The following is a 13,252-nucleotide window of genomic DNA, read 5'->3' as shown; positions in this document are numbered from 1 at the left end:
GAGTGGAGGCAGCAGATGAGCGAGCAGACGGCATCCCGGGTGGCCGTGGTCACGGGCGCGGGCAGCGGGATCGGCCGGGCCGTGGCGCGCCGGCTGCTGGCCGACGGCTGGCGCGTGGCCCTCGCGGGGCGCCGCGAGGCCGAGCTGCACGCGACGGCCGGGGGAGCCGAGCACGCCCTCGTGGTGCCCTGCGACGTCACGGCCCCGGCCGACGTCGAGCGGCTCTTCGCGGACACCGTGGGCGCGTTCGGGCGCGTTGACGTGCTGTTCAACAACGCCGGGACGTTCGGCCCCTCCGGAGACGTCGGCGAGATCGACCTTGCCGGATGGGAGTCCACGGTCGCCGTGAACCTCACCGGGAGCTTCCTGTGCGCGGCGGCGGCGTTCCGCGCCATGAAGGCCCAGGAGCCGCGCGGTGGCCGGATCATCAACAACGGCTCGATCTCGGCGCACGCGCCGCGCCCGCGCTCCGTTGCCTATACGGCCACGAAGCACGCCATCACGGGCCTGACCAAGAGCATCGAGCTCGACGGGCGCCCCTGGGGGATCACGTGCGGGCAGATCGACATCGGCAACACGCGCACTGAGCTCGTAGAGCAGCTCAACTACACGCTGGGTGTCGGCGAGGGCGCCCTCCAGGCGGACGGCTCGCGCCGCGTCGAGCCCACCTTCGCCGTCGAGGAGGCCGCACAGGCCGTGGCCTTCATGGCCTCGCTGCCGGCCGAGGCGAGCGTCGGCAGCCTGCTCATCACCGCCTCGGGCATGCCGTTCGTCGGCAGGGGCTAGCTACGCGAGCGGCAGGAACTCGCTCAGGTCGGTCCTGATGCCGGAGGCGGTCAGCCGGCCCGAGGCCACGGCCCCGGGCCACGCGAGGGTGCCGGTGGCGAGGGCGAGCCACGTCTCGGCGTCCGTCTCTACGACGTTCGGGGGCGTCCCGCGGGTGTGCCGGGGGCCCTCGACGCACTGCGCCACCCCGAAGGGCGGCACGCGCACCTCGACCGAGTTGCCCGGCGCGCGCTCCGCGAGTTCCTCCAGCAGGTAGCGCACGGCGGTGGCGGTGGTCTGCCGGTCCACCGCGGGGCGCACGACGCCGGCCTGGGCGCCGCCCGCCGGCACCTCACCGGAGGTGTCGCCGACCGTGCCGTCCGGGCCACTGCGGGCGGCGAGCCAGGCCGCGACGGCGGCGCGGCCGGCGTCGTGCGCGATCCTGCGGCGGACAGCCATGGTGGGTCCCCCTCAGTCCAGCAGCGCCGAGACGGCGCGCCCCAGCCGGATGCGGCCGACCTGCCGGCCGCCGCCCAGGACCGGATCGACGACCCGCTCGAGGACGCGGGCCACCTCCGGCACGTCCACGGCATCGGCCGCGGCGAGCATTGTCAGGCCCACGAGGGTCGTGGCGCGGACGTTGCCGTCCAGGATCTTCACGGCCGCCGTGGCGCCCTGCGGGGTGGCGAGCACGAGGAGCCCTTCGGCGCCGACCTTGGCGAGGATCCCCAGCTCCTCCATGACGATCGTGTTCTCCTTGTCGTGGCCCTGGACCGCCCACGGGTAGTCGAGCATCGACGTCGCAATCGTCGCGGCGCGCGCGTTGGCGCCGTGGTCCCCGGGGGACCTGGCGAGGCGCGAGTAGGCCTGGGCGAGGCCGCGCAGGGACAGCGCGGCGACCGGGGCGCCGCAGCCGTCGATCCCGAGGTGCGCGATCGGCTCCTCGGCATACTCCTCGATCGTGGCCCGGACCCGCTGCTGCAGCGGGTGGTTGGGTTCGAGGTAGCTGCGCCGGTCCCATCCGTTCTGCACGCACGCCCACAGGAAGGCCGCGTGCTTGCCCGAGCAGTTGTACGCGAGCTTCCGCCGGCCCTGCCCGGAGCGGATGAGCCATGCGCGGGCGTTCTCGTCCGCCGGCCATTCGGCCGGGCAGCCCAGGTCCGCCTCGCCCAGGCCCGCCGCGTGGAGCATCCCCTCGACCACGTCCATGTGGTCCAGCGAGCCGGTGTGGGACGCGCACGCGAGGGCAACCTGCGTTCCCCGCAGTGGCACGCCGGCCTGCATGGAGGCGAGGGCCTGGAACGGCTTGAGCGTGGAGCGGGCGAGCACGGGCGTGCGGATGTCCCCGAGCTCGGTGACCACGGAACCGTCACCGGCCAGCACCACGGCCGAGCCGAGGTGGCGGGACTCGATGAAGCCGCTGCGCTCGACCACGGCGAGCTCGACGGCGTCGTCCGCGGTGAAGGTTGCGTGGGGCATGGCCTCAGTCTAGGTGTGCGGCCGCGGGTTGCCGGGGATGCCCGGGTGCGCCGCGCAGGGGCTGGCCGATACCCTTGGGGCGTGAAGGTTCTCGTGATCGGCCCCGGCGGCCGCGAACACGCCATCGTCCGCTCCCTCCTCGCCGATCCGGCCGTCTCCGAGGTGCACGCCGCGCCCGGCAACGCCGGCATCGCCCAGATCGTCCCGACGCATCCCGTCAACGCCAACGACCCGGACGCCGTCACGGCACTCGCGCGGGCCCTCGCGGCAGACCTCGTGGTGGTCGGCCCGGAGGCGCCGCTCGCCGCCGGAGTCTCCGACGCGGTCCGCGCGGCCGGGATCCCCGTGTTCGGGCCCAGCCGGGCAGCCGCCCAGCTCGAGGCGTCCAAGGCCTTCGCCAAGCAGGTCATGGCCGAGGCCGGGGTCCCCACAGCGATGGCCCGCGTGGCCGTCAACCCCGGCGAGGCCGCAGACGCGCTCGACGCGTTCGGGGCCCCCTACGTGGTCAAGGACGACGGGCTCGCCGCCGGGAAGGGCGTGGTCGTCACCGACGACCGCAGCGCAGCGCTCGCCCACGCCCAGTCCTGCTTCGAGGCCGGCGGCACCGTGGTCATCGAGGAGTACCTCGACGGCCCCGAGGTCTCCCTCTTCGTCCTCTCGGACGGCCACACAGCCGTCCCGCTCGCCCCCGCCCAGGACTTCAAGCGCATCTTCGACGGCGACGAGGGCCCCAATACCGGGGGCATGGGCGCCTACAGCCCCCTCGAATGGGCCCCCGCCGGGCTCGTCGAGGAGGTGGTCGAGCGCGTGGCCCAGCCGACCATCGACGAGATGGCCAAGCGCGGCACACCGTTCGTCGGTGTCCTCTACTGCGGCCTGGCGCTCACCTCCCGCGGCACGCGCGTCATCGAGTTCAACGCCCGGTTCGGCGACCCCGAGACGCAGGCGGTGCTCGCCCGGCTCCGCACGCCTCTCGGCGGCCTGCTCCTGGCCGCCGCCACGGGCCAGCTCGGGACCGCTGGCGACCTGCGGTGGGCGCCCGAGGCCGCGGTCGCCGTCGTCCTCGCGTCGGAGAACTACCCCGGGACCCCGCGCACCGGCGACCGCATCCGCGGGCTGAAGAAGGCAGAGAAGCTCGAGGGCGTCCACGTCCTGCACGCCGGGACCGCGCTCGACGCGGACGGCAAGGTGATCTCCGCCGGCGGGCGGGTGCTCGCCGTCGTCGCCCTCGGCGAGGGGCTCGAGCAGGCACGCGAGCGGGCCTACGAGGGCATGGCCCTCATCAGGCTCGAGGGCGGACAGTACCGCCGCGACATCGCGGCCAAGGCAGCACGCGGGCAGATCAGCGTGCCCAGGGTGCGCAACGGCGCAGGGACGGGAGCAGAGCGATGAGCATCGACAAGCCGGGGTTCTCCACCGAGGTCCTGGAGCTGCCGGGCTGGCGGCACATCTACTCGGGCAAGGTCCGCGACCTCTACGAGCCCGTCGACGGCCCGGCGGACCAGGTGCTCGTGGTCGCCAGCGACCGCATCTCCGCCTACGACCACGTCCTCGCGAGCACGATCCCGGATAAGGGCCGGATCCTCACCCAGCTGAGCCTGTGGTGGTTCGAGCAGCTCAACGTGCCCAACCACGTGGTGGCCTCCACGGTCGACGACGGTGTCCCCGCCGAGGTCGCGGGGCGCGCCATGGTCTGCCGCAGGCTCGAGATGTACCCCGTGGAGTGCATCGCCCGCGGCTACCTCACCGGGTCCGGCCTGGCCGAGTACCGCGAATCCGGAACGGTGTGCGCGATCCCGCTGCCCGAGGGGCTGGTGGACGGCTCGCGCCTGCCCGAGGCGGTCTTCACCCCCTCCGCGAAGGCGGAGTTCGGCGAGCACGATGTGAACATCACCTACGAGGACGTCACCGGAATGGTGGGGGACGAGGCCGCGGCGCAGCTGCGCGACCTCACGCTCGAGATCTACCGCGAGGCGGAGCGGATCGCCCGCGAGCGGGGGATCATCCTCGCGGACACCAAGGTCGAGTTCGGCGTGGATCCGACCACCGGCTACATCACCCTCGGCGACGAGGTGCTCACCCCGGACTCCTCGCGCTTCTGGGACGCGGCCACCTGGGAGCCGGGGCGCGCACAGCCCTCGTTCGACAAGCAGTTCGTCCGCGACTGGCTCACGTCCGCAGAGTCCGGCTGGGACCGCACTTCCGGGCAGGAGCCGCCGGCCCTGCCCGAGGAGGTCGTCAAGCGGACCCGGGACCGCTACGTCGAGGCCTACGAGCGGCTCACCGGGCGCACCTTCAGCTGACGCCGTCCTTCTCGGGGGCCTTGGCGCCGGCCGAGGCCTCCTTGGCGGCGCGCTGGCTGGCGAGCCGGATCTCGAGGATCGCGTCCATGACCTGCTGGACCTTGTCCGAGGCCCCCGCGTAGCTGAACTGCTCCCGCGCGTCGGCGAGGAGCTCGAGGGCCTCGTCGTTGCGGCCCAGGGCCTTGAGCGCACGGCCGTACAGGAGGGCGACCTCGCCGGCGGTGTGGCGGCCGAGCACGCCCTTCTCCGCGTGGATAGTGCGCAGGAGGTCGATGGCTTCCGGGATCTGCCCGTTGAGGTAGAGCCACCGGGCGCGGATGAAGCTCACTTCGAGCTGCTCCGAGCGCGAGCCGCCCACGATGCTCAGGGCCAGCTCGGCGCGCTCGATGGCCGCGAGGGTCTCCGGCTCGATGATGCCGCCCGAGAGCCGCACCGCGGCCGAGGCCTTGTTGAACCGGGCCCAGAGCTCGATGTCGTTGGCGGGGGAGAGGAGCTTCGCGGCCCGCTCATGGTGCTTGACGCCCTCGGCGTAGTCGGCGCGCATGAAGGCCACGTTGCCGATCACCCACTCGATCTCGCCCGCGAGCTGGCCCATCGACTCCTCGTCGACGAGCGTCTCGAGGATGCCGCACTGCTCCCAGGCCTCGTCCAGCTTCCCGCTCTCCGCGAGGGCGCCGATGAGCGCGCGCAGGGCGCCGATGTAGATCGTGGACCCGGCGGGAAGCTGCGACGCGAGCCGGACCGCCTCGCGGGCGTGCTCCACCGCGGTGCTGAGCTGGCCGAGCCCGTGGCACACGGCCGCCAGCATCTGGCGCGCGCGCACCGCGAGACCGGCGGACTCGGCGACGATGGGGTGCTCGAGGAGGTGCTGGACGATCCGCTGGCATTCCGCCAGCTCGCCCTGCTTCATGAGGCACTCCGCCTGCATGTACGTCATGTTCCACCACGCGCTGTTGTTCTTGCCGTCGAGGGCGAACTGCGCTGCCGTGGCGGCGTGCGTCGCCGCCTGCGCGTAGTCGCGCAGGTCCCAGGCTTGCCGCGCGTAGAGGCCGGCCAGGACGTACTCGGCGTCGTTGGCGCTCACGGGCTGGCTCCAGGCCTCGAGGGCCTTCGGGGCGAGCTGGAGCCTGCGCGCCAGCTCCTGGATCACTTCGGCGGTGGGCTCGCGCCGGCCGGTCTCGAGCAGCGAGATGTAGCTGGGCGAGTAGAGGTCCTTCCCGAGTTCGGCCTGAGTGAGTCCGCGCTCCAGTCGCTCGGCACGCAGCTTCTCGCCGAATCCGCTCCCCACGATGACCTCCTGGCCCGGCCCGGAACCTCGTGAACCGGCGCACGCTTGTCTCTAATATCCATCATGGGCCGTCAAGAGGGCGACGGTATTCCTTGACAGGCAATGTGGGAGATATTTTACTGGGAATGTCAATCATGACAAAGCACGCTCTGCCCCGTTCGACGCACCCTGTCCCCCCGGAGCGGCGGGACTCATACAAAGGACAAGCTCATGCTGAAAAAACTGATTGCGGCCCTCGCACTTGGCGGTGCGCTCGCGGTGTCCGGCGTTGCCGGCGCCCCCACGGCGATCGGCAACTGGCCCGATCCCATGAAGTCCACGGCCATCGGCAACTGGCCGGACCCGATGACGTCCACCGCGATCGGCAACTGGCCCGATCCGATGAGCTCCCCCACGGCGATCGGCAACTGGCCTGATCCGATGTCCGTCAGCAGCAGCCTCTGACCGGACGCGGCGCAGCCGCCTCACGCTGACCCGGCCGGTCAGCCCAGTACACCTGTGGGGGAGTGCTGACGAACCGTCGCAGAAGTGCCCCGGACCCCGGTCCGGGGCACTTCTGCGTTCTGCAGCCCGGCGTGGTGGGGCCTTCCTTCCCTTCCGCCGCCGCGGCCCGGTTCGGAAGAATGGCACCGTGAGCGTCACCCCGCGCCTTCCCGCCGGTCCGCGGCGTCCGGGAGCGCCGGGCCCCGCCCCTCCCGCGGGGCTTGGCGACGCGGAGGTCGCGAGGCTGCGGGCCCGCTACGGCCCCAACAGCCTTCCGCGGGAGCGGGCGCGCCCCTGGTGGGTCCGGCTCGGCGCCGAGCTCGCCCACTTCTTCGCCCTCATGCTGTGGGCGGCCGCGGCCCTCGCCTTCATCGCGGGAATGCCCCAGCTCGGCTGGGCGATCGCCGCCGTGGTCGTCATCAACGGACTCTTTGCCTTCGTCCAGGAGGCCCGCGCCGAGCGGGCCTCGGCGAAGCTGCGCGAGCTGCTGCCGAGCAACGTCCAGGTCCGGCGCGGCGGCCGGACCACGGTCGTCGGCGCAGTCGAGCTCGTCCCCGGGGACATCGTCCTGCTCGCGGCCGGGGACCGGGTCCCGGCGGACCTCGAGATCCTCAGCGCGTCTGCGCTGTCCCTGGACGAGTCCATGCTCACGGGCGAGAGCGTGCCCGTGGTCAGGGAGAGGGGCGGGGCGGCGACCGGCGGCACGTTCGTCGCGACGGGAGACGCCGTGGGGCGCGTCGCGGCGACCGGGGTGTCCACGCGGCTGGCGGAGATCGCCCGCCTGACCACCCGGGCCGAACCGCCGCCGAGCCCGCTGGACCTCGAGCTCAAGCGCGTGGTGAAGGTCATCGCCATGGTCTCCGTGACGGTGGGGGCGGTGTTCTTCGTGGTCTCGTTCCTGATCGGCAATCCCCTCGCGGGCGCCTTCCTCTTTGCGATCGGCGTCACGGTGGCCCTCGTTCCCGAGGGGCTCCTGCCCACCGTGACCCTCTCGCTGGCCATGGGCGCCCAGCGGATGAGCGGACGGCACGCCCTCGTCCGCAACCTCCAGGCCGTGGAGACCCTGGGGTCCACGACCTTCATCTGCACCGACAAGACCGGCACGCTCACCCAGAACCGGATGAGCGCCGTCCGGGTGTGGACGCCCGCCGGGTCCGTCACCCTCGAGGGGCGCGGCTACGCCCCCGAGGCCGCGGTCAGCGGGCCCCCCGCGGCGATCTCCGCGGCCGCGCGCCTCGCTGCCGGCGCCCGTGCGGCCTCCCAGGGCGACATCGAGGAGCACGCCGGCGAGTGGCGGGCTGTGGGCGACCCCATGGAAGGCGCGCTCACGGCCCTCGACCGGCGGCTCGGCGGCACGGCGGAGGCGCCGGCGCCGCTTGCGGGCTTCGCGTTCGACGAGGAGCGCAAGCGCCAGAGCGCCGTGCTCCCGGCCGGAGCGGGCGGCGCTGCGGAGCTGTGGGTCAAAGGGGCCCCGGAGACGCTCCTCGGCCTGTGCGTGGTCGACGGCCCGCCCGGTATGGGATCCGACGGCGGCGACGAGGCGGCGGGGCTGGAGGGGGCGCGCCGGATGCTGGCGGACCTCGCCTCGCGCGGCCTGAGGGTGCTGGCGGTGGCGTCACGCGAGCTGACCGCCGCCGAGGCCGACGCCGCCATCCGGGGCGAGGCGGACGCCGTCGTGCTTGAGCGGGAGCTCGTGCTGCGCGGCCTCATCGGTCTGCACGACCCTCCGCGGCCTGCCGTGGCAGGCGCGATCCGGCAGGCGCGCGAGGCGGGGATCAGGGTGGCGATGGTGACGGGGGACCACCCCGCGACGGCCGCGGCGATCGCGCGCGAGATCGGGCTGATCGGCCGCGGCACGGGGACGGAGGCGGTGCTCGAAGGGGCCGTGCTGCCGGAGGACCTCCAGGTCCTCGGCGCGCTCCTGGACCGGGACAGCGTGGTCATCTCGCGGGTCACGCCTGAGCAGAAGCTCCGCGTCGCGCACGCCCTGCAGGCGCGGGGCCACTGTGTCGCGATGACGGGCGACGGCGTCAACGACGGTCCCGCCCTCGAGGCCGCGGACATCGGGGTCGCCATGGGCAGGAGCGGCACGGACGTGGCGAGGAATGCCGCCGACCTCGTGCTGCTCGACGACGACTTCGCGACGATCATCGTCGCGGTCGAGCAGGGCAGGGCCACCTACACGAACATCCGCCGGTTCCTGACCTACCACCTCACGGACAACGTGGCAGAGCTGACCCCGTTCGTGCTCTGGGCCCTGTCTGCCGGGCACTTCCCGCTCGCGCTCGGTGTGCTCCAGATCCTCTGCCTCGACATCGGCACGGACCTCCTGCCAGCCCTCGCGCTCGGCGGGGAGAGGCCGAGCGAGGGCGTCCTCAGGCGCCCCCCCGAACGGCGGCACCTCATGGACGGAAGCCTGCTGTTCCGGGTGTTCGCCGTCCTGGGACCGGCGGAGGTGGTGTTCGAGATGTCCGCGTTCGTGGCCGTGCTCTGGCTCGGCGGATGGCGTCCGGGGGAGACACTGCCCGGCGCGGGGGTGGTCGCCGCGGCCTCGGGGGCAGCCTTCACCGCGGTGGTGCTGGGCCAGCTCGCCAACGCCTATGCGTGCCGCAGCGCGAGCAGGCCGGCGTGGAGGCTGCCCTGGGGGAGCAACCGCATGCTTCTCGGTGCCATCGGTGCGGAACTGGGCCTCCTGGCCGTGTTCCTCGTCGTCCCCCCGGTGGCCGCGCTGCTCGGCCAGGCGCCCCCTCCGCTCGAGGGCTTCGCCGTTGCCCTGCTCGCGATCCCCGGCGTGCTCGCCGGCGATGCGCTCCACAAGGCGTTCCGGCACCGCGTCGGCGCGGGGCGGACGCACCCCGTGCTTCCGCACCACTGAGTCCGCACCACTGAGGGCCGGGACATGCGAGAGGCCCCGCGGCGACTGCCGCGGGGCCTTCCGTGGTCGGGATGACAGGATTTGAACCTGCGACCTCTTCGTCCCGAACGAAGCGCGCTACCAAGCTGCGCTACATCCCGATCCGTTGCCTGGGTCACCCCGAAGCAACTCATCCAGAGTACCCGATCGGGGGGCGAACATGAAATCGGGGACGCCCCTCTCCTCCCCTGCAGCGCCGCCTAGACGAGGGAGTCCCGCCACGCGCCGTGGAGGGACGCGAACCGGCCTCCACGGGCGAGGAGCTCGGCGGGGGAGCCGTCCTCGACGATGCGGCCGCCGTCCACCACGAGCACGCGGTCCGCGTTCTCCACGGTGGAGAGCCGGTGGGCGATGATCACGGCGGTCCGCCCGGCGTCCCCGCCAGGACCCGAGCCCAGCAGCTTGGCCAGCCCGGACTGCACGAGCCGCTCGGAGGGGATGTCCAGGGAACTCGTGGCCTCGTCCAGGATCAGCACGGAGGGGCTCGCCAGGACCGCCCGTGCGAACGAGATGAGCTGGCGCTGGCCGGCCGAGACGCGGCCGCCGCGCTTGGTGACGTCCGTGTCATAGCCGTCCGGCAGGGCCGCGATGAACTCGTGGGCGCCCACGGCGCGGGCTGCCGCCTCGATCTCCTCCCGCGAGGCGTCCGGGCGTCCGAGGGCGATGTTGGCCGCGACCGAGCCCGAGAACAGGTACGCCTCCTGGGTCACCATCACGACCGCGCGCCGCAGGTCCCGTGTCGAGAGCCGCCGGAGGTCCACGCCGTCGAGCGTCACGGCGCCCGAGGTCGGGTCGTAGAACCGGGCCACGAGCTTGGCGATCGTGGACTTCCCCGCGCCCGTCGCGCCGACGAGCGCCACTGTCTGCCCGGCCGGGATCCGCAGGGTGAACTCCGGGAGGATCTCGGGCCCCGAGCCGTAGGAGAAGGAGACCGCCTCGAACGCGACCGCCCCGCGGGCGTGCGGCAGCGGCACGGGCTCGCGCGGCGGGCGCACCGTGGGGACCTCCTCGAGCAGGCCGGAGACCTTCTCGAGCGCGGCCTGGGCGCTCTGGAAGGAGTTGTAGAACATGGCCATCTGCTCGAGCGGGGAGAAGAACCGCTTGGCGGAGAGCACCACGGCGAGCAGCACGCCCACGGCCAGGCTGCCGTCCAGCACCCGGAACGCGGCGACGAGCAGGATCACGGCCACGGTCACGTTGCCGATGAGCACGAGGCCCGGCTGGAAGACTCCGTTGAGCATCACCGAACGCTGGGTGGCCGCCGCGTAGTCGTCCGCGAGCCGGCCGTACTCGGCGCTGTTGGCGTGCTCCTTCCGGAAGGCCTTGACCGCGCGGATGCCCGTCATCGTCTCGACGAAGTGGACGATCAGCCGCGCCGAGACCACGCGGGAGGCGCGGTAGGCCCGCTGCGAGCGGACCTGGTACCAGCGGGAGAGGAACAGCATGGGGACCGCGGCGGCGAGCATGATGAGCCCGGAGGGCCAGTCGAGCGCGAAGACGGTGATGGCGGTGAAGGCCATGAACAGCAGCCCGGAGGCGAGCGAGCTGATGCCTGAATCGAGCAGCTCCCGCAGCGCCTCGAGGTCCGAGGTCTGCCGCGAGATGATGCGCCCCGACGTGTAGGTCTCGTGGAAGTCCAGGCTCAGCTGCTGGGTATGCCGGAAGACCCACACGCGCAGGTCCAGGAGCATGGCCTGGCTCAGCTTCGCGGTCGAGGTCACGTAGCCGGCCGTGAGCACGCCGGTGACGAGGGCCGCCGCGACGTATCCGGCCCCGGCGAGCCACATCTGCGCGGGGTCGCCGGAGACGAGGGACGGCAGCGCCCGGTCGATCCCGAACGCGATGATGGCCGGGCCCGCCGCCCGGGACGCCTGGGACACGACGACCATCGCGAGGGTCGCCCACAGGCGCCCCCGCACCGGCCGCACGAGGTCGCCCAGGAGCCTGAGCGAACGACGGCGGACGGCGCGGCTCGCCTCGCGCGTGAGGTCCACCGCGTCCTCGCCGCGGGTCCCCTGCCCGCCCTGGGCAGGCGCTGTGCTGTGGGGGCGGCTCATCGGGCCTCGGCCTCCTCGGAGAAGACGGTGTCCAGGTCCGGTTCCTCGTCCCTGTCCAGGTCCCGGGGCTCCTCGGGCAGGCTCGCGATGACCCAGCGGTAGTGGTCGCTCCGGCCGAGGAGCTCGGCGTGGGTGCCCACGTCCTCGACCACGCCGCCGCGCAGGAGTGCCACCCGGTCGGCGAGGGCCACCGTCGAGGGGCGGTGGGCCACGATGAGGGTGGTCGTGTGCGCGAGCGCCCCGCGCAGGCCCTCGGAGACGCGCTCCTCGGTGGCGACGTCCAGGGCGGAGAGCGGATCGTCGAGGACCAGCACGGACGGCTGCGCGGCGATGGCGCGGGCCAGGGCGATGCGCTGGCGCTGGCCGCCCGAGAGGCTCAGGCCCTCCTCGCCGATCCGGGTCTCGACCCCGTCGGGGAGCGAGTAGGCGAAGTGGGCCTGGGCGACCTCGAGGGCCTCGGCCAGCACGGCGTCCGCCTCCGGGCCCTCCTGGACGGGGGCGCCGAGGAGGACGTTCTCGCGCACGGAGGAGGAGAACAGGGTGGTGTCCTCGAACGCGACGGCGACGAGCCGGCGCAGCTCGGCCAGGGGAAGGTCCCGGACGTCCACGCCGTCCACCTCCACGGCGCCCCCATCCACGTCGTAGAGCCGCGGCACGAGCTGTAGCAGCGTGCTCTTGCCCGAGCCCGTCGCCCCCACGAGGGCCATCGTCTCCCCGGGCCGCACCTGCAGGTCCACCCCGCGGAGCACCTCCGAGGGGGAACCGGCGGCCGGTGGGCCGGCGGCGCCCGGCGGCCGCGCGGCGTCGTGCGGGGCGGGAACGCCGAAGGAGAAGCGGACGCCCCGGAACGCCAGCTCCCCGCGGGGCGCGACAAGGTGGCGGGGACGCTGCGGGTCGGCCACCGTGTTCGCGGCGTCCATGACCTCGAAGTGCCGGTCCACGGCCGTCTTGGCGGTGAGGGCCATGCCCACGAGCATCCCGCTGGCCTCGACGGGCTGCGCGACCGCAGCGGCCGTCGCGAAGAAGGCCGCGAGCGAGCCGATGCTCAGGTGCCCTGCGGCGGCGAGCCAGATGCCGGTGACGAGCCCGGTGCCGAGCGCGAGCTCGGGCAGCAGGGTCACGACGAGGCTGAACAGGGCCTGGTGGCGCGCCTTCGCGACCTCCGTCTCGCGCAGGTGCCGGGCCTGCTCCGTGAAGCCCTCGAGGGCCTCGCGGGCCCGGCCGAAAGCCTTGAGGACGCGGATGCCGTGGACCGATTCCTCGACAGCGGTCGCCAGGTCACCGGCCTGGTCCTGGCTGCGCCGGGTGGCGAGCGAGAAGCGGCGCCGGAAGATCGCCCCGTACACCATGATCGGCACGGCAGCGGCGAGGAAGATCAGCGCGAGCTGCCAGGAGAGCGTGAACAGCAGGACCACGCCGAGGGCCACGGTGCTGATGGAGACCACGAGGAAGATCGCCCCGAACGCGAGCCAGCGCCGCAGGAACCCCAGGTCCGCGACCGAGCGCGAGAGCAGCTGCCCGGAGCCCCACCGGTCGTGGAACGAGACGGGGAGGTCCTGGAGGTGGTCGTACATGGACGTGCGCATCTGCCGCTCGAGCGTGATGCTCGGCTCGATCACGAGGACGCGGCGCAGGTAGATCATGGTCGCCTCGAGCACCCCGAGGAGGAGCACGACGCCGGCGGCTCCCCACACTGCCGCAGGCTGGGTCCCGCTGCGGAGCAGCTCGTCGATCACGAGCCGCAGGACCTGCGGGACGGCCAGAGCGAGCGCGGACGCGGCCAGCGCCACGACCAGGCCCATCACAAGACGCGGGACGATGGGGCGGACGATCGGTCCGAGCCGCGCAATCGAGGCCCAGTACGGGCTCTGCTGCGTCAGGGGTGCCTGGGGGTCAACGGGGGCGCGCTGTGGCATGCCGGGGCTCACACACCTGGGTAAGAAGTAGTTAGCTGTGGCAACTA

At 73.1% G+C, this 13,252-nt stretch carries 10 protein-coding genes and 1 tRNA gene; 5 read left to right on the top strand and 6 right to left on the bottom strand.

What is annotated here, in order from left to right:
• Positions 1-15 precede the first annotated feature (15 nt).
• Positions 16-786 carry an SDR family oxidoreductase gene (locus tag SA2016_RS16500; RefSeq protein WP_066502734.1) on the top strand — a complete coding sequence of 257 codons (771 nt, stop codon included), beginning with the start codon at positions 16-18 and terminating at the stop codon, positions 784-786.
• Here the strand turns inward: SA2016_RS16500 and SA2016_RS16495 are convergent, their stop codons facing one another.
• Together SA2016_RS16495 and SA2016_RS16490 are read right to left on the bottom strand one after the other, a co-directional pair.
• Positions 787-1,224 carry a sterol carrier family protein gene (locus SA2016_RS16495; RefSeq protein WP_066500175.1) on the bottom strand — a complete coding sequence of 146 codons (438 nt, stop codon included), beginning with the start codon at positions 1,222-1,224 and terminating at the stop codon, positions 787-789. It lies immediately after the preceding gene.
• 12 nt (positions 1,225-1,236) lie between these two features.
• Positions 1,237-2,244, bottom strand: coding sequence for an asparaginase (locus SA2016_RS16490; RefSeq protein WP_066500172.1), 1,008 nt, complete (start codon positions 2,242-2,244; stop codon positions 1,237-1,239).
• A gap of 81 nt (positions 2,245-2,325) precedes the next feature.
• On the opposite strand from SA2016_RS16490, the gene purD reads away from it, so the two are divergent.
• Both purD and SA2016_RS16480 read left to right on the top strand, forming a co-directional pair.
• Positions 2,326-3,636 (top strand): phosphoribosylamine--glycine ligase, encoded by a 1,311-nt coding sequence (gene purD, locus SA2016_RS16485; RefSeq protein ID WP_066500170.1) that lies wholly within the window; start codon positions 2,326-2,328, stop codon positions 3,634-3,636.
• Entirely contained in the window at positions 3,633-4,547 is a 915-nt protein-coding gene (locus SA2016_RS16480; protein ID WP_066500168.1) for a phosphoribosylaminoimidazolesuccinocarboxamide synthase, read from the top strand. Before purD ends, SA2016_RS16480 begins: the two co-directional genes overlap by 4 nt.
• Here SA2016_RS16480 and SA2016_RS16475 read toward each other — a convergent pair.
• Positions 4,540-5,835: a helix-turn-helix domain-containing protein gene (locus tag SA2016_RS16475; RefSeq protein WP_066500166.1), complete on the bottom strand. Its 1,296-nt coding sequence runs from the start codon at positions 5,833-5,835 to the stop codon at positions 4,540-4,542. The two genes, SA2016_RS16480 and SA2016_RS16475, sit on opposite strands and share 8 nt — an antisense overlap.
• Positions 5,836-6,045: 210 nt before the next feature.
• Between SA2016_RS16475 and SA2016_RS16470 the strand changes: the two genes are divergently transcribed.
• Positions 6,046-6,279 (top strand): hypothetical protein, encoded by a 234-nt coding sequence (locus tag SA2016_RS16470; RefSeq protein ID WP_066500164.1) that lies wholly within the window; start codon positions 6,046-6,048, stop codon positions 6,277-6,279.
• A gap of 187 nt (positions 6,280-6,466) precedes the next feature.
• On the top strand, positions 6,467-9,193 hold the full coding sequence (locus SA2016_RS16465; RefSeq protein WP_084249600.1) for a cation-translocating P-type ATPase: 2,727 nt from the start codon (positions 6,467-6,469) through the stop codon (positions 9,191-9,193).
• A 63-nt stretch (positions 9,194-9,256) separates the two neighbouring features.
• On the opposite strand, the gene SA2016_RS16460 is transcribed toward SA2016_RS16465, so the two are convergent.
• The 3 genes from SA2016_RS16460 to SA2016_RS16450 form a co-directional block, all read right to left on the bottom strand.
• A tRNA-Pro gene (locus SA2016_RS16460) sits at positions 9,257-9,333 on the bottom strand.
• Between the two features lie 99 nt (positions 9,334-9,432).
• Positions 9,433-11,289: an ABC transporter ATP-binding protein gene (locus tag SA2016_RS16455; protein ID WP_066500157.1), complete on the bottom strand. Its 1,857-nt coding sequence runs from the start codon at positions 11,287-11,289 to the stop codon at positions 9,433-9,435.
• Positions 11,286-13,169, bottom strand: coding sequence for an ABC transporter ATP-binding protein (locus tag SA2016_RS16450; RefSeq protein ID WP_066502729.1), 1,884 nt, complete (start codon positions 13,167-13,169; stop codon positions 11,286-11,288). The genes SA2016_RS16455 and SA2016_RS16450 overlap by 4 nt, the downstream gene beginning before the upstream one ends.
• Positions 13,170-13,252: the final 83 nt, after the last annotated feature.

The organism is Sinomonas atrocyanea (assembly GCF_001577305.1).
Taxonomy (GTDB): Bacteria; Actinomycetota; Actinomycetes; order Actinomycetales; family Micrococcaceae; genus Sinomonas; species Sinomonas atrocyanea.
The sequence above is the reverse complement of the archived record's forward strand: the minus strand, read 5'-3'. Positions and strand labels throughout refer to the sequence as shown.